Raw genomic sequence first — 19,835 nt, 5'->3', positions numbered from 1 at the left:
TGTTTTCGATGCTTTGCTGCGCAAGTGCATTGGAATCTGCCGACAGTCTTACTGAATCAGTTCTTGCGCCTTTTACGGGCGATTTCGAAAAAATGAAGAAAGACAAGGTCGTTCGAGCGCTTATTCCCTATTCGATTACGGATTATTACCTGGACAAGGGAGAGGAAAAAGGACTGGCTGCGGAATATCTGCGGGAGTTCGAGAAGCACATAAACAAAGGTATCCGGAAGGAAGGCGACAAGATCCGCGTTGTCTTACTGCCGACCCAGCGGGACGCCTTGTTATCCGGTCTGGTGGAGGGATATGGCGACATCGCGGTCGCGGATCTGACCATCACTCCCGATCGTCTGAAAATCGTCGATTTCTCCGATCCGGTGCGGACGAATGTGCGCGAACTTGTTGTGACGGGACCGATCGAGAAAGAGTTAAAAGGTCTCGACGATCTTTCGAACATGGAAATCCACGTCCGTAAATCTTCGAGTTATTTTCAAAGCCTGCTTCAAATAAATGCTGAGCTTGAGAAGAACAGCAAGCAGCCGGTCAAGATCGTCGCCGTCGATGAAGCGCTTGAGGATGAAGATCTTCTGGAAATGGTGGATGCCGGCATTCTGCCGGCAATCGTGGTCGATGATCACAGGGCGGAATTATGGGAACCGTTATACGAGAACATCTGGATTCATAAGGAGTTCGCCATCAGGGAAGAGGGCGATATCGCCTGGGCTTTCAGAAAAGACAGCCCGGAACTCAAGAAGGTCGTCAATTCATTCATATCGAAAACCCACATTGGAACGGAACTGGGAAATATCTTCGCGCGCCGCTATTCGTCGAATATTGAAAACATCATCAATCCGAAGACCGAGAAATATCTGAAAGAACTTGACAATCTGGTCGAAATTTTCGAAGCGACCGGCAAGAAATATAACATCGATCCGATGCTGCTCGCCGCGCAGGCTTTTCAGGAATCCCGGTTCCGGAACAGCGCGAAGAGCCGCACCGGCGCGGTCGGCATTATGCAGGTGCTTCCTTCTACCGCGAAGGACCCGAATGTGGCGATCAAGGAATTCCGCCAATTGGCGGGAAACATCGAAGCAGGCGCGAAATATAACCGCTTTCTGGCAGACAAGTATTTTTCCGATCCCGAGATCTCCGAACTCGACAAGATCCTGTTTGTGCTCGCGTCCTACAATGCCGGGCCGAACCGGGTGGCCAAGGTGCGCATGAAAGCCAAGAACCCGAATGTCTGGTTCGATAATGTGGAATGGGAAGTGGCTCGCGCCGCGGGAGTCGAACCGATAAAATACGTAAAGAACATCTACATATACTTCGTCGTCTTTTCCCGCATCGACGACTATGACCGGCGCAGGGAGAAGGCTGCGGAGTGAACGGTTCACGCCGGCCTTAGCCGTTTCCAATCCGCTCGCTTCGGGTCGTCCCGCAATCCGCCCCGCGAAGGGCGCGGATAAAGCGGAACCGGAGCGGCAGCTCAGGATGTCATGGTCTTTAGCCGGCTTAGTCGCCTGTTCAGGCGCCCGATGAGGGAAATGTCGCGAAGGGCCGAAAGCACCAGTGTCAACCCGACGCTGAAGAGCAATGCAACCAGGATCAATCCGAAAATCGGGTGCTGGTCATAGAGAAATATCTTCAGGTTGGAGTCGATGAAGCGGCTTCCGGAATAGAGTTGCGGCTTGGCAATTTCACGGAATTTATCGACCCCTATTTCACCGAACTTGGAATACTGAATAATCGAGATCAGCGCGAGTATAAGACAAAGAGCACCGGCCACGAGCCCGAATACGCGAAGCGCGAAACGATAGGATTTCTCGTGATGGCGACTTACATTATCGACGATGGTTCGCGCGCGTGGTGTCAGCTGACGGTAAATGACATGGCGATAGGCCCACAGCGGTGCTGAAAGAAGCGTCAGCAATATTCCGATCGTTCCAAGTATCATGATCTCCTCGTTAGCGGGCGCGAGAGAGATGATGATAGAATGCATCGTAATGCATCTGTTTCATCTCAAGAAACTCTGCCATCGATTTTTAATATTTGAGCATATCGAGAGGAATAACAATAGCTCTTTGATGAGAGAACTCCGTTAAAATCGTCGAATTTATTTCTGTCAACAGTCAGCCGGCCATCCGTGAGCCCCAAGCAATCAGAAATCCATATCCATTCCGCCAAAATCCATGTCCATATCCATGCTGTCGCCGAAATCCGGCATGGGCATCGGTTCGGGTTCGATCGGAAGCGGCATTGGTTGCAGGCCGCCCGGGGGGTCGATCGGCAATTCCGGTTCGGGCCCACCGCCGACCGGCGGCTCGATGGGGAGTTCCGGCGTAGGCCCGCCACCGATAGGCGGCTCAATCGGAAGCTCCGGCTCCGGCGGCACGATCACGACCGGCGGGACGGGAATGCGGCCCCATGGCCAGAAGGGATCGTGATAAGGCGGATAGTACCGCCAGTAGGAGCCTGCGCTGTTGGTCCAGCGGGGCCCCGGCCCACGGCAATTGCGAAGGGATTTCAAGGCAGCGTTCGCGTATCTGCCTTTCGGGAATGTCCGAAGATAATGATGATAGGCCGCGCAGGAACGAACCTGTTGCACCTGAGCCCAGGCCGCCTCGTCCTGCTTTCGACCGAGGCGCTGCGATGGCTGCCCCTTTCCCGTGGCCCGCGCGCCGCCTTTTCCGCCTTGTGGTGGCGGTGGAGGCGCTGCCGGTTGCATTTCATGCGGCAGGAGCCTTTTTTGAGCCAAGGTTAGGGGCAATGCCTGATTTAGGACAACCTGAGAGGACGCACCCGACTCAGCCGGTTCCGCCCAAGCCGGGCGACCTGCCTGACTGAGCGCTGTCAGGATCACGGCACACATGAGAAGTGGATTTCGATACCTCATGGAACCTGCACTCCATGTCCCTGCCAATGCCTGACTTTCCATCTTCGCACTAATCGAAGTCGAACCCACCATCGAGGTCGTCGAATCCGCCATCTCCGAAGTCCATGAAATCGTCGCCGCCAATGTCCGGCGCAAAATCAATATCCGGTTCCGGTGGCAGATCTTCAAATGCGGGTTCGGCGTCGAATTCCTCAACCTCGGCAGGTTGGGCCGGCAGCTCTTCGGCGGGAAATTCACCGGCCTCCGGGCCGGCTTGTTCGTCGTCGAACTGCGGCTTGTCGATTGGCACTGGAGTTTCAATATCGGTGTCCACGCCTTGATCCGGTAAAGCTGCCGCGTCGTCCGGCAACTCGGCCTCGCCTTCATCCGGCAGTTCGGCGGATGTGTCGTCCGTGAGGCCATAGTCGGGATTATCAATATCTTCCGGCAGCGGCGCGGCTATGTCGTGAAGTTCCGACTCGGCAAGGCCATCCGCCAGATCGATATCCTGGTTTTCGAGAAATTCCTCCGCCTCCAGCAGGTCGCTGTCATCGATCGCGTCTTCGATCTCGATCTCATCGATGTCCGCCTGCAGCGCGTCGTAGTAGACCCAGTCGTAATCGATGTCGGCAATGATCGTGTTGTGAATTCCGATGTAGCCGATCGAAAAACCGGGATACCAGGCGCCCCATGGGCCCCACCACCAATGGCACCCCCAAAGCAGGCCGTCGATGATGCGAACAGCAACCATAGCGGCCAGAAAGTCGCCCAACGTATCGCCAGAGCGGCTCACCTCGTAGGAGCGCCTGCGAATTTCATTGAAGCCCCGCATGGCACGAGGATTGTTGCGCAATTTCGGTTCGATTGCGCCAAGCCGCGTCTCCAGTTCCCGCTGTTTGGCGCGGATCGCCTCCAGCTTATTCTTTTCCGAGGTGGAGAGCCCGCCGCCCTTTCTCTGCCGGGCGGCCGCCTTGCTGAAATTGCCCTGCAAGACGCCGACGATTTTTTCCATTCGGGAAATCGCGTTTTCGACCTGCTTGTCCGACGCTCCACTCAGCTCGAAGGCCGCGGCGACCGCCGACACCTGCGTTACCGTTTCGCCGAGTGCCGGATGAAAGGTGCCGTCTTTGAATTCCAAACCGTTTCCGAGCTTGGCGACAGCAGTATTGAGCGACTTGAGCGCCTGCCAAAAGGGTTTGGCTCCAGATGCCGACGGCGCCAGCGCAGGATCCTTGGAAAGCCGTGCCGCGCGGGTCAGCGATGCAGTGGCGCGATCTGCCTTGTCTGCGATTTCGGATGCATTGGCAGTCGCTTTTGTCTCTTGGGCGACGACGGGCGTCAACGGCAGTGTCGTGCCCGGAAGCGCGAGCGCAACGCCGAGCGCAATTCTGATAGCGGCCCCTGAAGATACTGATAAGCAATATTTCATCGAACCGCGAAGCCTCTTCTTCGGGACGTCAGATCGCGAGCCGTCCGCGAATGGAAAAAACGCCCAGCACATCGCTGGCGGGGTCATTGGAGGGATCCAGGATGATCTGGACATCCGGCGTCAGCGCGAATTGAGGGGTGAATTGCATGCGGTAGAACGCTTCGGCGGCGAATTGCTGGCGAAGTGTGGAGTTCCAGGGATCGCCCCAGCTCAGGCCGACGCCGATAACATCGTCGTCGTAACCGAATACCCCTTCAAAGCCTGCACCGAAGCTGGCGAAATGCTTCAATGCTGTAGCGCCGCCATTCGAATATCCGTAGCGCGCGTAAGGCACGATGTTGCCGAAACCCTTCTCGGCAGAAAGCGTAAATCCCCAACCCTCAGGCCGGTTGATCGACGTCCGCGCGTCGGCGTGCCAGACGGTGACGTGATAGTCGTCATCGCCCGGTCTGAAATCCTGGCCCGGCTCCAACCCGAAGACGAAGTCCGGCGCCCAGCCTATTTCAGCAATGGAAAATAGTTCGCCGGTTTCGAAAAGCGTATCGAAGCCCGGCCTCACAGGAACGCCGTTGGCGTCGAACACGCCGGCTGCAAGATACGTTCCGTTGGTGAGGCGCCCGCCTCCGCCAATACCAAGTGCCGATGGCGGGAATGGGATCGTGGGATTGAAGTTCTGCGGCTGACCCAGGAAGGCGACGCGCGGGCTTTTGTACTTGTAATAGTCGAAGACGGTGAACGGCGCGATCTTGCCGACGCGGACAAGCACGCGATCGCGAATGAATTCATGTTCGTACCAAAGTTGCGACAGGGCGATGTCAAGCTCGCCGTAGCCGATGGCGCCCGACCAGATGGAGCCGGCCTTTGGCGCCACGAACTGCGGCGCGGTGGGGTTGAAGACTGTGTGACGGCTTTCCAGCTTTCCGCCGATCTTGCCGTGCTGCCCTTCGCCGGTGCGGCCGAACAGCTCCCACGTGAAGTCGAACTCGCCCTGTCCGCCGGACCCGGTTTGGGTCTGGTTTTTGCTCGTGGCGATCTGTCCGACATAGGTGTAGGCGAGCGAAAATTTCAGGCCGCTCGCATCGTAGAGATCGGTCTTGAACGCTGCCCATCGCTCAAAGAAGCCGGGTGCGATGCCTTCCTTGATGCGGGCATCTTTCGGATCCGAACTGTCCTCGATGATATTCGGGATGTCGTCCGGGCCGCGGAACGCACCGTCCTCGAATCCGGGGCCGGGCTGCTCTGCGGCGGCAGGCTCCGCCGGTCCCGCCTGCTGGGCGAGCGCATCCAGCGCGCCAAGCGGTATTTGCATGGCGAACATCGCCAGTAGCAGAAAGCGCATTGGAAATGGACCGGGGTTCATCTGCATTGAGGTCAGTCCCAAGTAGCTGCTGGAAAGTCTTGTGGTCGCGTCAAGGGAAGAAAAGGTTGACACCGAACTTGAACTGCGCATCCGCGCCGCCGCTAGGATGTGCGGCAAGCGCGTACCCTCCAAGGCTGACGTCAAGCGCGTAGCCGCTGTCGAAGACGAAGGTCTTGCCGGCGGTCAGCCCTACCGGGACCTGCCAGCGGTCGCCGGCTTTTGCGGTCCAGTTGTAGGTGATCGAGTTGTTGTATCCGAAGTAGGACCCGCCAAAGAGTTCCGTGTTGTACAGGACGATCGGCTGCATGCTGGTGAGGTTGAAATTATCCTGTCCCCAATGGTGACCGATGAGAGCGCCATAGGACAGATCGCCCGCGAACCCGAAGACGACGCCGGCAAGGCCGGCACCCCAGCCGGCCCCGCCAACCACTTCATCCGTGCGGGTGCGCAGCGATACCTGCGGCCCGAACCCGAACTTGAGGTCACCGCCCGTCTGAGGCACGAAAAAGCCTTGCAGCATGATATCGCTCAAGCCCCACGTGATGCCGGAGCCGCCAACCGGGTCCGGCCCGAGCTTGGGAAATGACGCGCCCTGATAAACGCCGGTTATCGGAACGATGCCACGAGCAATGAAGTTGAAGCCCATGTCCGTCTGGATCGAGTAGACCGGCTGGATCTGAAATCCGTAGCTCGTCTGATCATCCGCCGTGCCAAAGGCGATCGTATTGTCCGTCATTATCGCGCGCACGTCAGCAAGCGGATCCTGAGCCTTGCGCAGGGCCTGGCAAGTCTCATCACACGCGTTTTGCGCGTTAGCGTTAGGGGCCGGGCCGGAAAATGACGCGAATAGAAAGGCGGCAACCGCCGCCCGACGAATGTCTGCTTTCCGCATCCCTGGTCTCCTTTCCACTTTATGTCCCCGCCTTCATCGCGCCACGCAGGTATTCCATGCTTGCGCTTGGACACGAGCAATTACGGTATCTGAACTGACAAAGCATTCAATACGCTGCGTCATCTTTGCTTTTCATTCCTCATGGAAGGAATAGCCTGGGTGCACGTTTGGGATCGTATTGTGGTTTTGAAGACGCACTTTTTGAACTGTTGCGGTATCGCATCCGTATCCTCGATACTTGTGTGCCTGGCTTCTGCTCGGAACGCGGATGCGCACAACAATTCGGCCTTTCGGGGTATTCTGGATAAGCTTTTGATACCGTCGGAGGGCAGACGCGAAGCAACCAGAGGCGATTTGATGTGGCTGTCTATTTAGCGAGATCGGCAGCGCGGCTTCAGCCCCACGCGCGATATCTCATGCGGCCACGAACCATCCGGCGGTGAAAAAATTCAGTTCTCGTTTTCGGGTTAATCGGAATGGAAAAGAGGATTGATCGATGTGGCGCAGAGTTCTCAAGCGCGTAGCATTCGCCATCGCGGTCGTGGTGTTGGCCGGGGCCGCCCTGATCGCGATGATCCTCTATGCGCCATTCGCGGATAATCTCAGGGCCGCGGTGCTTTCAGAAGTCCTCTCGGTCTCGCTGGAGCGCGAGGTCGTGATCGAAGGCGAGGCAAAAATCGCCATCAATGACGATCTCGACATCGTCGCAAGGGACCTGAAAATCGCCCGAAGGTTGTTCGCTGAGGGAGAACAGCCATGGCATACATTAGCCGAAGCGCACGCCAAGATTCCCCTGTCATCCATAGTGGAAGGTTCATTTGCGCTGTCCGGCCTCGAACTGACCGGCGCCACGGTTTACCTCCTCGGCGAGGCTGGCGAGGATATCGAAGGCGCTGAGACCTGGTCGTTCGCCGAGATGGCCTATCTGCCGTCCTACGTCCTGAACGATCCGCTGTCGGAGAACCTGGTCCTGCAGGACTTCAGGCTTTTCCATCCGGACACGGGCAATGGCTGGGAAACGGATATCCGCATAACGGAGCTTTCGCTAAAGGCTTCCAAGGGTCGCGGGAAGATCGAGCTTGAAATCGACGGTTCCGCCAATGGGGTGCCGTTAAAGGCCGGTGGTGAATTTCCCAATCCCCGTGGCCCGGATTTTAACGGGCAAGCCAATCCCTTTGCGGTTGTCGCATCACTAAAGGGCCTGCACTTCCTGCTTGACGGGAAGATGGATGTTTCCGATCCGATCGCCTCCATTTCCGCCGAACTGGATCTGTTCCTGAACCCGCTGGGTGATTTCCTGGAGTTGATCGAACTTGAGCGCGTCGTCGAAGGCGGCGTGGATGCAAAGGCATTGCTCGACGGGCCACTGGATGCCCTTATGGCGACGGACATCCAAACGAGCCTTTACCTCGACAGCGGTGACGAAGCGGTGGTCACGGGGGAAATCCGAGATCTTGTGCAAGGCACCGGAATCGATCTGGTGTTCGATGTCGAGCTGGCAACGGAGGAAACCGCAGCAAAAGCACAATCGCTTTACAAGATCGTTTTTACCGGCTTTCGAGGGAGAACGCAGGGAACCGCAGACCACCTGCTGGTGAGGGATTTCGTTCTGGAAACGAACGCCGCCTCCGCCGAACTGACGGAAGTCGGCCCGGTCTGGGTCGAGGATATCGTGCGCGATGAAAATGGCCGGCTCGGCCTCAAGGGCATCCGCCTGATCGACGGTGAGGAAAGCGCTCCCATTCTCGATCTGCGCGGGCAGATTCTCGACGCTCTCCAGCTTCAGGACGTTGAATTCTCCGGCAAAATCAATCTGCTTTTGGCTGATATCCTGGAAGGGGAAGTCGAGGGACCGGAGGAGGATCTGGGCCGTCTAAAAGGTGAAATCAGGCTGTCGGATGCGGATGGGTCGCTCAACCTCGACGAGCTTGAAGCAAGCATAAGCGGGACGGACCTCATCACACTCGAAATCCGCAAGGAAGAGGTGACCGACGAAAACGGCACGCACCCGGCGCTCGCGCTCGAAGTGGATGTCCCCGATTTCGACGCGATCGAGGCCCGCTTCAACGAACCTCCGGCGAAAGTCAAGAATGTCGCCTTCAGCGGGCGCGTGATCTTGCGGGAAGACGGACTGGGCGTCAGCGGGAACGCGACGGTTGGGCAGACCTCTGCCGAAGGAAATCTGGACCTTGCCGACGAGGACGGTGTTCCGGTTGTCACCGGCAATGTGAAAACCGGCACGCTGCACCTCTCCGATATCCGCAAGTCCATAGAGGTTCTTGATTTTCTGGACGTCAAGGAGGAAGCGGATCTCGATCTGTCGGCGCAGCTGATCGAACAGATGAAAGTGTTCCTGTCGGTGTCGGTGCCGGCAATTGCCGGGGCGGGAAAAGCCGCAAGCGGATTGTCCGCGAAAATTGCCTACGCGGACCGGCTGATCACGCTGGATCCGTTCAAGATGACCTATCTGGGCGGCAGCGTTGCCACGAAAGCGCGAATAGATGTCGGCAAGAGCCCCGTCTCCCTGGCGCTCAACGGAAGGATCGACAAGCTCAGGATGGGAACCATCCTGAAGGAACTGGGCGTTCCGGGAATCGTAACGGGGACGCTGAACGTCAGCTACGATCTTACGGGCGTGGGCTCCGGGGCGGATCAGTTCATAAGCTCGATGAGCGGCAAGGCGGCCGCATCGATCTGGAGCGGAACGGTTGGAACGAGGCTGATCGATCTAGCCGGGCAAAGCCTGGTTCGATGGATGTTCGGAAACAAGGCGGATGGCGACACCGCCAAGCTCGTTTGCGCGGTCATACCATTGAATCTTAAGGGCGGGCGCGGGTCCGCAAAGACCATAGTCATCGAAACGGAAAACGTTCAGATCGCAGGCGGAGGTCCGATAGATTTTCGAAACAATACGCTGGATCTTAGTTTTCTACCGCGAGCCAAACGGCCCGAAGTTGTAGAAATGGTAACAACATTTGCTGTGCGAGGGCGAATTTCCAATCCTGAAATTGTCGTGCTGTCCGGCGGTGGAGGCGGCAGGGTGGTCGGCGAGATCGTTACCGCGCCCTTCAACATTCTCGGGCTGATCTTCTCAGGAGGCGAAGAGGCGAAAAAAGCGCAGGAGAAAAAGCACAAACCCTGCGTGCTTCGAAAGTGGACCGGGCCAAAATAGTTTTGTCCCGAAGTTTTCGATTGTTATTCATTTCGGACACTCCAAGACTTCAGCTGCTGCATATACTACTTGCGTGATGTCCAGATCATTGTAACAACTGGCGCCCGGAAGGCGCCAGAAGTTCGTAATGTAATTGAGAATATCCCGTCAATTCGCGGCGAGATATCTGACGATCCCGTAAAAGCCCTCAAGATTGTATCCGTCGAGATAGGTGTCTTTGGACTTCGGCATGGAAGAGAGTTTGACGATCGCGACGTTGTGGTTCCGGTCGATGTAGATCCACTGACCGTGGATCCCGATCGCCATGAAGGCTTCCATGCCGGGGGTGTGCTTGACCCACCATTGGCCGCGGTAACTCCATTCGCCTTTTTTATGGACGATATCGTCAGAGTCCGGCCCTGCATCGAAGGCCGCGATATCGCCACCCGCTGCAAGTTTGTCGATGACCTCGATCGGCACGACCTGCTTGCCGTCGAGTTGACCGTTATTGAGCATCATCATTGCGAAGCGGGTCAAGTTGTAAGGTGTCGCGTTCAACCCTCCACCCGCAACAAGCGTGGCGTTGTTGTCCAGAAGCACATAGGTCTCGCCTTCCGTGCCGATCTTCGACCAGATCTTGTCATAGAGCGATTCTTGGAAGGACTGGTTGTTGGCGCGGTTGGACACCCAGTTGACCACATCGGTCTTCGGCGTTTGATAGTGGAAGATTTCGCCGTGTTCGTGCTCCGGGTCGACCTTGAGCGTCTTCAGATACTCATAGAGGCTTGGTGGATAATCGATACCGTCCACTTTCTCCGTCCAGCCAAGCACTGCGCCATAGGTCCGGATGCCGGATCTGGGATCATCGTAGACCTCGGTGAAATCCATGGAGTTGGTCATATTCAGGATTTGGCCGAAGGTCGTGTCTGCAAAGGCGCCGTTTTCCGTGTCGAGTTCAGGGATGTATTTCGTTACCAGATCGTCTTCCGAAGCCTTGCCTTCCGCGACAGTCATCAGGCCGAGCAGACCACCGAAGGACTTGGTGGCTGACATCATCTGGTGCGGCTGGTTCGGGTGCATGCCGTTGAGATATTTCTCGTAGACGATCTGGTCGCCGCGGATCACGACAATGGCATCGGCCCAGGTTTCCCTCAGGAATTCGGCCATGCTCTTGGTTTCGTCCGTCCCGGGTTCCTTGATCTTGACGCCGTCCTCCATCGTCCAGTCGATGGTCTTGCTCAGCGGATAGGGCATGTCTGCCGCCGGAACATTGGCCGTCGGATAGAACATCCGCATGTGCTGATAGGCCCAGCGGTTGTATGGACCTTTCAGGAGGGCATTCGCCTTAGTGACCTGTTTGTCGGGCGGCGGGGGGAACCCCTCCATCAATCCCAATTCCTTTGCGGTCGCATACTTGTCGGCGTCGTCCGCGTAAGCGGGTTTGTCAGTTGCATTCACGGCGGCCAACGCAAATGCAATTATTGGAATGACTGCCCGGTTCAAGATCGAAAGCTTAGTCATGTCATGCCATCTCCTCAAATTTTTTACTTTGTCACCCTTTTTGGCGATATCGCCGCCATCCCTCCGTGAAAACCAAAGCAGGACAATGATTTCCGGGTGCGGCGGTTCAAAGTAACTCAAGTAATTATCCAGACTCGCGGTACATATTCTCCTTATGTGGCGAGAATTTCATATCAATACCGTAAGGGAATCTGTATAGAATAGAAGTCAAAAATTAAACAAAATCGAATGTTACATTTTCCTAAGCGTTGAAAATAAATTTATATACTTTTTCAAGTGATGAAAGTTTTGTTAAACGCTCGTATCAAGCGGAGTTTTTCGACATAATCAGCATTTCTAGGAGATGATCCTTTTGCTCGATAATGTCCCTCGTAATTGGTGCGCAAGCGGATATTGAATTCCTTATTGGAGGGGTTGCAAAGGAGCATTGCCCAAATCGAATGAGCTCTGCTCGCTCGCGGCCAGCCCTACAACCCTTACCGGATCGCAGCTTGCTAACAGCATCCGCAAACGAACAACTGAATTGGTGACGGCAGAATGTGATGCGAGGTGATCGATCAACAACGAGAACACTCCGCCTGATTCAATGCATCTCGAATGCGTTAGCTTGATCAGGGAGCTCGTTTCCGGATTTCCATCAGGGCCTGCAGGCCGTACTGCCCCGCACAAAACAGGCCGGACATATAAAAGCAACCGATCAGAAGCTCACAGAAAGCCATCGCCAACCGGGAGCGTCCACATATGAATCAGAACACAACCGATTTGGGGTTCCCTTTTGTCAACAGAGCCTGGCACTGCCTTGGCAGATTATTAGCTGAGAGGAGCCTGCGGCAGTGGGAGCATTTGGTTTGCGCCGGTTGTGGGAGCGCGTTTAGAATTGCTTGTCGAACGCTTGGCAGTGTTGGCTACGACGGCCCATTTGAGGTCGCGCTCGGTGAGCGCCTGCCGGAAGGGGGCGCTCAAGCCATATCCGGCATCGGCAAGGACGCAGCCGAAGTGCATGCCGGCTGAACGGACCCGGTCAATCTCGGTCCGGCGATCTCGGGTTTGGTCCTGTGAGAACGACGGTCATCGGGCACACCCGCGTGATCGAGCCGGGCGGCATCGCACGTCCAGCTCTCAGGTCGGAACAGCCGCAACCCAACCATGACCGGCACCTCACCCGAAGCCAGTGTCAGCGACACCAGCGTCTGGCAGTTTGTGGTATTACCGAGCGCCGAGGCATATTGCGGTGCCACGCCAACCGAGTGGCGTCCCGTCTTGGAAAGCGCGGTGTCATCGACAATCAGCCAGGCGTCGTTCCCGCCAACCTGCCGGTCAGCTTCGCTTATCAATGCGGCTTCAAGGGAGCGGGATCCCAAGGGCTGCTCGCAATGAAATGGTGCAGTTGATCGTAACTGACGGTGCCAAGCCGTGCCGCCATCGACTGGATGCTCTTGCGATCGCCCGTGCCGATCAAGCCCGCGATATATGCCGGACACATCCGTGCCCGCATTCTGTGCCGCAGCGCCGCAACAAACGGCGTCAGCCATCGCTCCAGATCAGCCTGTCAGTTCCCATCCATGGCCGGCCCCTCCAAATGCCGACCTCCCATGAATCACCGAAAACGCCCCTTGGGGATCCTCAAAAGGCCCGATCAGCTAAATCAGCCAAAGTAGTGCTAATGTTAGCCTCAGGGCACCTTATACGGATTTTTATGCGCGGCGTTTTAATTGGCAACCCGAAGGAAATGCATGATCAATCCCCCTGGCTGAAAAATCATTGACCAGTGAACTCGGAAATTTCAGTAACCACAACTTCCATTTGAACAGGGCCGATCCCATCCGTAAGCCGAGCATTTGCCATCCGCCAGAAGTCATCGACTTCGCACGCGTGGATCGCGCGCAACGGATCGATATAGACTACGACAAAATGGCTACGGCCCGCGCGCTGAACGGCCACCCTTAGGAAACGGAACTCATGCTCCGATGCCAGTTCGCGAGCGATCCGGGATACCATCCGTACAATCTTGGCGGGCGCGCTGGCCCCGATCAATTCAGCGATTGCACCGCGGAGAATAGACAGTGGCTGCCAGAATATAATGAGCGTGATGACGAGCACCACTAGAGCGTCCCCTATCGGAATATACGGTCCAAGCAGTGTCGTTTCCAAGAGCGGTAGTGACAGGAGTACAATTCCGGTGCCGAGACTGATAGCGCCGTCGATGGCGGCGGCTTTTCCCTCAGTCTTGAGGATGGAACTGGTTTTGCCCGATTTGATGTAAGCCCAGTGATGATAGGCAGCGAGGCTTGCGCAGATAAGTACCATCATCACAGAGTATATCAGGATCGGTGTATAGATCAGTTCCGGGATAGCTCCTCCAGTAGCAAACGCTGCAATCTTTCCGCCGCTGCTCAAAGCCGCGAAGAGGAGGATCCCAATCAGAGTTAAACTGCGAAACGTAACATACACCGTTTCCTCGAAACCGTAGCCCCATGGACGGGTTCTGTCCGGCGGACGCCCTACCCGCTCGGCTATACGGCCGGCGACAATCGCGGAGAGAAAATTAACAGCCGAGTAAAGTCCATCGACAAGCAGTGCATCGGACCTTGAAGCAATAGCGCCGATAATGCCGGCAAAACCCATAACGAGATTTGCCCATTTAGCAATATTCAGCGCACGTTTTTCAATTGCCACGGAATTTTTCATGCCAACTTGGGAGAGTTCGAGGTCACAACGCTGCTTCCTGCCATATTGGTGTAGGTCGAGATCACCAAGACCTGGTACTTCCATTAAACAAGGCCGTTACATTTGTCAGGCGCTGATATTTTGAATAATCCAACCTCGAGATCAATAATTGAAAATATTTCTCAACCCGACTCAGTGCGTAAGTACGTAAATAGAGCTTACAGGCGCGACCTTGTCAGAGAATCTTATTTTCTACCGTTTGGTTTCGGCCTCCAATGCACCTCCCACCCAGACTGCAGCGAACAGTCCTTCAACTTATAACCGGTTCTGATAGCCGACATGAGCTAACTGATTGGATGAAGGCCTGGGGGAAGGGGGTATGAATACATGCGCCAGCCGTCGGCGCGAGGGGAAATTCAGTAATATTTCTGTCATAAAAAGAATTATTTAGTATTTAATCTTGTATATCAACAACTATAATAAGTAATTCTGGATTGGTTGCCATAGTAATTATTTGGCATTGGAAAATGCGCTTCCAGCGCTGTTCCTTTAAGCTCTGTTTACATTAGAAGGCATCTAGATGCTTGTTGCTGTGAGGCATAGGAAGCCGAGGAAGGACTTTGCGGTTTTGTCGTATCGCGTGGCGATGCGGCGTGAGTGCTTGAGGCGATTGAAGCAACGCTCGATGTGATTGCGCAGCGCGTATTTGGTTTTTCGACCGGGCGCTGAACTTGCGGATTGACTTTGTTGGGAGCACTGGATTTGCGCCGCGTCCCTTGAGATCGCTGTGAATGGCGTTGTTATCATACACCTTGTCGGCCAGCATCGCGGTCGGATCCGGCGCCGCATGCTGCATCAAATCCTCATAAGTGGCCATATCTTTCGGACACCGAAACGGCTTCGTCCTGCCGCCTTGAAGCGTTTGACCGAGTGGTGGACCCGCCGCGTACGGTTCTCCCTGCACCTCTCTGCCGTTTCATGGGCCATTTTTTATTAATTTTATAGATTCAGGCCCCAATTCACGTCCGATCTTAATGGCGCATGGCAAAGCGAGACCGGCTCATTCTCGACTTTTTCAATCTCAGATAAATAACTGGAGTCACCGATGGTCACATTTCGAATCAATTTCTGCCGACCTGGGATCGAAAAAGCGCTGATCACTTGGTCCCGTTCCAATGCAGCGACCAGGTCTAATTCGGGTGGAATATTAATCGAGTGAGGCCATGCTGCCGTTTCCAAACTGGGGGTGACCTGTGTGTCGCCAACTTTTTCCGTCATGAAGTTTATCGTATTGCGGCTGTATGTTCGCGCCTTTGAAGCGAAATTTCAGCGAATCAATGGATAGCATCTGGCAGTCGAAAATTGGAATTCGCTTGGACGCCATTTGGACGCCAGAGACAAAATTTTGCAGGTCGAAATTTCTTAAAATTTTGTTTTTATTGGTGACCCCGGCAGGATTCGAACCTGCGACCCTCAGATTAGGAATTCATCGGCCCCCAGGTCCTGAAGCCAGGGATAGTCCAGAAGATCGGCGGGCCGGCTTATCTTGCGCCCCTCGACCAGACCCGGTGCGGCAACCATCACGTATTTCGACTTGAAGAGAAGCTCGCTCTCAACACCCGGCCATACCCCTTTGCCAAATCGGATCGTGAGATCGAATCCGTCGCGCTTCAGATCGGCGACCTTGGGCGAGGCGTGAAGCTTCAACTCGATATCCGGATTTTCATCGCGGAATTCCCCGAGCCGCGAAACAAGCCAGCCCGATGCGAATGCCGGCGTTACCGAAACGTGCAATGCGCGGTCGCGATCCCTGCCCAGAACGCTCATCACGCTGGAGCGGATATTTTCAAGGCTTTCCGACAGCGAGGCGGAAAGCTCTGCGCCCTCCGGCGTCAAGCATATACCGCGCCCCTCACGGTAGATGAGCGACATGCCGAGATGCTCCTCCAGCCGGCGCACCTGTTGGGCGACAGCGGCATGGGTGACGTTCAATTCCCGCCCGGCAGCGCTGAACGACCCGTGCCGGGCCGCCGCCTCGAACGCACGCAACACCGATAACGAGGGCAATCCTTCCCAGCCCATGAGTTTCCCCTGCAAGTTCGCGGATGGAGGCTTTTTCGCAAGCCGCCGCCGATATGGCAAATCACGGCCTATCGAGTTCGCAGGCAAAGCCCGCGTTCAAATCCCGTGCATGGCATCGCCCGCTTTCGCCTGTCGCTTGAGCCAACCGTGAAAGCGCCTGAGAGGCTCACGCATCGGCCCCGGCCGGCGCACGAGAAAATAGCCGACCGGATCATCGCCATCGACCTCCTCGAACAACAGGACAAGACGTCCTTCGCGAATGTCGTCATCCACGAACAGGCGGGAAGTATAGGCAACGCCCTGCCCGTCGCGCACGGCGGAGAGGATCATGTGGCCCGGCAGATGGGCAATGTCCCTTTTTGTCCCCACCGTCACGCCCTTTGCGCGGACCCAGGCTGCGAATTCCTCGGTGCCGAGTTCCTGCAGCCAGGGCAAGGCAACAAGGTCGCCGGGCTCATCGATTTTCTTCCCTGCAATGACGGACGGCGCGGCGACAAGAACGTAATTACTCTTCAAGAACATTTCGGACTCAAGCCCCGGCCATTTTCCGGTACCGAAGCGAATCGCCAGATCGAAACCGTCCCGCTTCAGGTCGATTACCTGCGGCGAAGGATTGAGCATCAATTCGATGTCCGGATATTCCGCCCGAAACGCCCCGATCCGGGGCATGAGCCAGCTCACCGCGAAGCTTGGCGTAAGCGAGACATGCAAGGGACGCTCGCGATCCGCGTTGAGGATTTCCTCGACACCGGAGCGGATGGTTTGCAGCCCTTCCGAGAGCGATGCCGCTAGCCTTTCGCCTTGCTCCGTCAGCGCGATGCCGCGCCCTTCACGGTAGATCAGCGAAACGCCGAGATGTTCCTCAAGCCGGCGTACTTGCTGGGCGACCGCGACATGGGTAACGTTCAGCTCCCGGCCCGCGGCACTGAAGGATTTCTGGCGAGCCGCAGCCTCGAAAGCCCGCAAGATCGACAGCGACGGCAGCCCCTCCCACCCCATCTGAAACCTCAGCTTACATATCGGAACAATTGCTTCCTCGCATTTCGCCAGCGAATTGGCAAGCTATAGCCAATCGAAATTGAAAGCGGAGTCTCACCGATGTTGAACGTTCTGGCTGGCACACTGATGTTTTCAAGCCGCATGGACAGCTTCGTCCACGCACGCACCACACCGAACGCGCCCACTGCAACCCCGCGCAACCGTTTCGGCTTGCGCCTGTTTGCACGCGGCCGCACGAGCTAGGGTTCAGGCCCTAGGATCAGCTGTTGGGTTACAGTTGATATAGATACTGCAAGAACCTCACAGCCTCTTGCAGTTATCTCCCCAGACTTGGCACCGTTCCCGATAAACCGGCAACGGTGCCTTTTTGTTCAGGCTGCTTTTTCCGCCGAAACTTGCGTCAAGACTTCGTCGGGCGCATCTGCGCCTTGAGGTTGATATCCATCAATGCCGCGCGCACGCGTGAACGATATAATTTCGCAAAATTGAAACCTCCATTTTTCCAAGGAGCTTTGCGAAATGAAACGCCCGCTAATCGCAGTATCTCTTGCCTTTGCATTGGCATTCGCCGCGCCGATGAGCTTGCAGGCGCAAAACCGGGGCGACGGCTGGGGCCCGGGATACGGCTACGGACACCATATGATGGGCATGATGGGCGGCTGGGGCATGGGCGGCCCGATGATGGGCTATGGCGCCGATGCCTATCTCGACCGGGTCGATGGACGACTGGCCTTCCTGAAGGCCGAGTTGAAAATCACCGACGAACAATCGAAAGCCTGGGATGAGCTTTCGACGGTCGTTCACGACACGGCCGAAACACACAATGCCATGATGCGAAGCATGATGCAGGATATTCGCGACGGCAAATTGGACAAGATGACGCTTCCCGACTTGCTGACGTTACGCGAAACGCACATGGAAGCGCGCCTTGAACAGATCAAGGCGATCAAGGGTGCCGTCGACAGCCTCTATGCCGTGCTGAACGAAAACCAGAAGAAAATCGCCGACGAAATCGTTCTGCCAGCGGTCGGCATGGGCGGGATGATGGGTGGCGGCTGGGGAATGGGACGTGGTCCCGGCCGACACTGGCAGTAGCATTTCGACGAGCTTCCCGCCCGAGCGACGATTCCTTCGGGCGGAAAGCTTCATTCGCCCAACCGCAGTGTGCAGCGGGCAAATTTTGAAAAGCTATGCCGCCTCTTCCGCCGAAACTTGCGTCAGGACTTCGGCCAGCGCATCCGCGCCCTGGGCCCCGGAGACGAGATATTTCCGGTTCAGGATGAAAGCCGGCACACCCTGAATGCCCCGCTCGATCCAAAAGCGCTCTTCCGAGCGCACCGCATCGGCATAGCGATTTTCGTCAAGGATCTTGCGCGCTTCCTGCTCATCAAGCCCGACACGGCCCGCCGCGGCCGCCAGAACGGCCGGATCGCTCACGTCTTTCCGGTTCGTGAAGAACGTTGAAAAAAGCTCGAGCTTGAGTTCGGTTTGCCGGCCCTGCTCCTGCGCCCAATGCAGCAGCTGATGCGCCTGGAACGTATTGTACATGCGCATGTCATCGGCGTAACGGAAGGCAAAGCCAAGTTCGGCGCCGATATTCGTGAGCCTCTCGCGTGCGGCCACGCTCTGTTCCGGAGTCGTACCGTACTTCTCGGCGATATGCTCACGCAGGTTCTGCCCCTCTTGCGGCATCTTCGGGTTGAGTTCGAAAGGATGCCAGTACAGTTCGACACCGACGCCCGATTTCCCGACCGCCTTCTCCAGTTGCTTGTAACCGACGATGCACCAGGGGCAGACGACATCGGATACGAGGTCGACCCTGATTCTGGTTGAACCGGTTTCGCTTGCGGTCATGAGATGCTTCCTTCAATTCTCGGGTCCTGGTGGCTTCAACGGTCCGCATAATCTACAGCCTCGCCAACCAACCTATCAGTAGATAGGTGAATACATCAATCCGGAAACGCCGCCTGATAAAGACGGCGCCACCATTATCGGGCATCAAGGCTCAATCAATCAGACCGACGCGGCGGCGGATATCTTCCTCGCGCAAGGAGACGTCCACGCCGGCGAACTCTTGCGCGTCGCCCGTGCAAAGCCAGGCAATCGCCCTGCCGACCCACGACGGATCGATATGAACGGAAGGATCCAGCTGGCTGACCGGATTGATGCCCGACGCCTTGATCGCCTTTTGCATGTATGTGGCGACGGTTCCGGGACTGAGGCCTACGACACGCACGCCAGTGCCCTTCATCTCAAGATCGGCCGCACGGGTCAGCATATAGGCCGCCGCCTTCGCCGAGCAGTAGTGGCTCCAGCCTTCCAGCGCGTTGTGGGCGGCGCCCGAGCTTATATTGACGACGACGCCCGAGCCTTGCGCCTTCATATGCGGAAGTGCGGCGCGCAACCCGTTGTAAACCCCCTTGTAATTGATATCCGTCGCCTTGCCCCACTCTTGCGGATCGGACTCGATCAAAGGTCCGATCGGATCGATGACGCCGGCGTTGTTGACCAGAAAATCGATGCTGGCGAAGGCATCCCGGCACCGGTTTACCGCCGCCTCGACTTGCGCGTAGCTGGAGACATCGCAAGTTACGGCCTCGGCCTTGCCGCCGCCCGCCCTGATTTCACCGGCAAGTTCCTCGATCTCCTTGCCCGTGCGCGCCGCGAGGAGGACGGACGATCCCGCTTCGGCGAAAACACGAGCGGCAGCCGCGCCGATACCGCGGCTTGCACCGGTGATGAGAACGGCTTTTCCGGCCAGATCCTGCATGAGCGAACTCCATTTTCGGGGATTGCTTGGTGTAGAAAGGATTGCGCCGAATAAAGAGCGGCATGCCGCAAAAGGCAACCTCCGGCCACGTTTTC

17 protein-coding genes and 2 pseudogenes are annotated in these 19,835 nt (G+C 56.4%); 4 read left to right on the top strand and 15 right to left on the bottom strand.

Annotation, left to right across the window (positions count from 1 at the left end; genetic code table 11):
• Positions 1 to 92: 92 nt before the first annotated feature.
• On the top strand, positions 93 to 1,382 hold the full coding sequence (locus tag GR183_RS03020; RefSeq protein ID WP_160774084.1) for an MltF family protein: 1,290 nt from the start codon (positions 93 to 95) through the stop codon (positions 1,380 to 1,382).
• 101 nt (positions 1,383 to 1,483) lie between these two features.
• Here the strand turns inward: GR183_RS03020 and GR183_RS03015 are convergent, their stop codons facing one another.
• From GR183_RS03015 to GR183_RS02995, 5 genes are all read right to left on the bottom strand, one after another.
• Positions 1,484 to 1,951 (bottom strand): hypothetical protein, encoded by a 468-nt coding sequence (locus GR183_RS03015; protein WP_160774083.1) that lies wholly within the window; start codon positions 1,949 to 1,951, stop codon positions 1,484 to 1,486.
• Between the two features lie 204 nt (positions 1,952 to 2,155).
• On the bottom strand, positions 2,156 to 2,524 hold the full coding sequence (locus GR183_RS03010) for a hypothetical protein (RefSeq protein WP_160774082.1): 369 nt from the start codon (positions 2,522 to 2,524) through the stop codon (positions 2,156 to 2,158).
• Between the two features lie 415 nt (positions 2,525 to 2,939).
• Positions 2,940 to 4,211 carry a hypothetical protein gene (locus GR183_RS03005; RefSeq protein WP_208999732.1) on the bottom strand — a complete coding sequence of 424 codons (1,272 nt, stop codon included), beginning with the start codon at positions 4,209 to 4,211 and terminating at the stop codon, positions 2,940 to 2,942.
• A gap of 115 nt (positions 4,212 to 4,326) precedes the next feature.
• Entirely contained in the window at positions 4,327 to 5,664 is a 1,338-nt protein-coding gene (locus GR183_RS03000; protein WP_160774080.1) for a carbohydrate porin, read from the bottom strand.
• 43 nt (positions 5,665 to 5,707) lie between these two features.
• Positions 5,708 to 6,394, bottom strand: a complete 687-nt coding sequence (locus tag GR183_RS02995) for a hypothetical protein (protein WP_160774079.1) — start codon at positions 6,392 to 6,394, stop codon at positions 5,708 to 5,710.
• A gap of 652 nt (positions 6,395 to 7,046) precedes the next feature.
• Here GR183_RS02995 and GR183_RS02990 point away from each other — a divergent pair.
• Positions 7,047 to 9,722, top strand: a complete 2,676-nt coding sequence (locus GR183_RS02990; RefSeq protein ID WP_160774078.1) for an AsmA family protein — start codon at positions 7,047 to 7,049, stop codon at positions 9,720 to 9,722.
• Positions 9,723 to 9,869: 147 nt separating this feature from the next.
• On the opposite strand, the gene GR183_RS02985 is transcribed toward GR183_RS02990, so the two are convergent.
• The 8 genes and pseudogenes from GR183_RS02985 to GR183_RS02950 form a co-directional block, all read right to left on the bottom strand.
• Positions 9,870 to 11,087, bottom strand: coding sequence for a serine hydrolase domain-containing protein (locus GR183_RS02985; protein ID WP_202395805.1), 1,218 nt, complete (start codon positions 11,085 to 11,087; stop codon positions 9,870 to 9,872).
• 945 nt (positions 11,088 to 12,032) lie between these two features.
• Positions 12,033 to 12,705, bottom strand: a pseudogene (locus tag GR183_RS21880) (IS701 family transposase).
• A gap of 275 nt (positions 12,706 to 12,980) precedes the next feature.
• Entirely contained in the window at positions 12,981 to 13,994 is a 1,014-nt protein-coding gene (locus GR183_RS02975; protein ID WP_208999731.1) for a cation efflux transmembrane domain-containing protein, read from the bottom strand.
• Between the two features lie 205 nt (positions 13,995 to 14,199).
• A complete protein-coding gene (locus GR183_RS22320; RefSeq protein ID WP_160774206.1) occupies positions 14,200 to 14,343 on the bottom strand; it encodes a DUF3299 domain-containing protein in 144 nt (47 codons plus the stop codon).
• A gap of 122 nt (positions 14,344 to 14,465) precedes the next feature.
• Positions 14,466 to 14,600: pseudogene (locus GR183_RS21875) on the bottom strand (transposase); the annotation flags it as partial.
• A 288-nt stretch (positions 14,601 to 14,888) separates the two neighbouring features.
• Complete coding sequence (locus tag GR183_RS02960) at positions 14,889 to 15,167, bottom strand: hypothetical protein (RefSeq protein WP_160774075.1); 279 nt, start codon at positions 15,165 to 15,167, stop codon at positions 14,889 to 14,891.
• 195 nt (positions 15,168 to 15,362) lie between these two features.
• Positions 15,363 to 15,971, bottom strand: coding sequence for a LysR family transcriptional regulator (locus GR183_RS02955; RefSeq protein WP_160774074.1), 609 nt, complete (start codon positions 15,969 to 15,971; stop codon positions 15,363 to 15,365).
• 96 nt (positions 15,972 to 16,067) lie between these two features.
• Complete coding sequence (locus GR183_RS02950; RefSeq protein WP_160774073.1) at positions 16,068 to 16,970, bottom strand: LysR substrate-binding domain-containing protein; 903 nt, start codon at positions 16,968 to 16,970, stop codon at positions 16,068 to 16,070.
• A gap of 99 nt (positions 16,971 to 17,069) precedes the next feature.
• Between GR183_RS02950 and GR183_RS02945 the strand changes: the two genes are divergently transcribed.
• Both GR183_RS02945 and GR183_RS02940 read left to right on the top strand, forming a co-directional pair.
• Positions 17,070 to 17,213 carry a hypothetical protein gene (locus GR183_RS02945; protein WP_160774072.1) on the top strand — a complete coding sequence of 48 codons (144 nt, stop codon included), beginning with the start codon at positions 17,070 to 17,072 and terminating at the stop codon, positions 17,211 to 17,213.
• Positions 17,214 to 17,489: 276 nt separating this feature from the next.
• Positions 17,490 to 18,065 carry a Spy/CpxP family protein refolding chaperone gene (locus GR183_RS02940; RefSeq protein ID WP_202395802.1) on the top strand — a complete coding sequence of 192 codons (576 nt, stop codon included), beginning with the start codon at positions 17,490 to 17,492 and terminating at the stop codon, positions 18,063 to 18,065.
• A gap of 93 nt (positions 18,066 to 18,158) precedes the next feature.
• On the opposite strand, the gene GR183_RS02935 is transcribed toward GR183_RS02940, so the two are convergent.
• Positions 18,159 to 18,824 carry a DsbA family oxidoreductase gene (locus GR183_RS02935; protein WP_160774071.1) on the bottom strand — a complete coding sequence of 222 codons (666 nt, stop codon included), beginning with the start codon at positions 18,822 to 18,824 and terminating at the stop codon, positions 18,159 to 18,161.
• Positions 18,825 to 18,975: 151 nt separating this feature from the next.
• On the bottom strand, positions 18,976 to 19,740 hold the full coding sequence (locus GR183_RS02930) for an SDR family oxidoreductase (protein WP_160774070.1): 765 nt from the start codon (positions 19,738 to 19,740) through the stop codon (positions 18,976 to 18,978).
• Between the last annotated feature and the right edge of the window lie 95 nt (positions 19,741 to 19,835).

This window comes from Stappia sediminis (genome assembly GCF_009826895.1).
GTDB lineage: Bacteria > Pseudomonadota > Alphaproteobacteria > Rhizobiales > Stappiaceae > Hongsoonwoonella > Hongsoonwoonella sediminis.
The sequence above is the reverse complement of the archived record's forward strand: the minus strand, read 5'-3'. Positions and strand labels throughout refer to the sequence as shown.

Coding starts and splice junctions, on each gene's coding strand:
- GR183_RS02995 (WP_160774079.1), bottom strand. CDS start 6,394: ATGACGGACAATACGATCGCCTTTGGCACGGCGGATGATCAGACGAGC.
- GR183_RS02990 (WP_160774078.1), top strand. CDS start 7,047: ATGTGGCGCAGAGTTCTCAAGCGCGTAGCATTCGCCATCGCGGTCGTG.
- GR183_RS02945 (WP_160774072.1), top strand. CDS start 17,070: ATGTTGAACGTTCTGGCTGGCACACTGATGTTTTCAAGCCGCATGGAC.
- GR183_RS02930 (WP_160774070.1), bottom strand. CDS start 19,740: ATGCAGGATCTGGCCGGAAAAGCCGTTCTCATCACCGGTGCAAGCCGC.
- GR183_RS02985 (WP_202395805.1), bottom strand. CDS start 11,087: ATGGAGGGGTTCCCCCCGCCGCCCGACAAACAGGTCACTAAGGCGAAT.
- GR183_RS02935 (WP_160774071.1), bottom strand. CDS start 18,824: ATGACCGCAAGCGAAACCGGTTCAACCAGAATCAGGGTCGACCTCGTA.
- GR183_RS02955 (WP_160774074.1), bottom strand. CDS start 15,971: ATGGGCTGGGAAGGATTGCCCTCGTTATCGGTGTTGCGTGCGTTCGAG.
- GR183_RS03000 (WP_160774080.1), bottom strand. CDS start 5,664: ATGCAGATGAACCCCGGTCCATTTCCAATGCGCTTTCTGCTACTGGCG.
- GR183_RS03015 (WP_160774083.1), bottom strand. CDS start 1,951: ATGATACTTGGAACGATCGGAATATTGCTGACGCTTCTTTCAGCACCG.
- GR183_RS02950 (WP_160774073.1), bottom strand. CDS start 16,970: ATGGGGTGGGAGGGGCTGCCGTCGCTGTCGATCTTGCGGGCTTTCGAG.
- GR183_RS02940 (WP_202395802.1), top strand. CDS start 17,490: ATGAAACGCCCGCTAATCGCAGTATCTCTTGCCTTTGCATTGGCATTC.
- GR183_RS02975 (WP_208999731.1), bottom strand. CDS start 13,994: ATGGAAGTACCAGGTCTTGGTGATCTCGACCTACACCAATATGGCAGG.
- GR183_RS02960 (WP_160774075.1), bottom strand. CDS start 15,167: ATGACGGAAAAAGTTGGCGACACACAGGTCACCCCCAGTTTGGAAACG.
- GR183_RS03020 (WP_160774084.1), top strand. CDS start 93: ATGAAGAAAGACAAGGTCGTTCGAGCGCTTATTCCCTATTCGATTACG.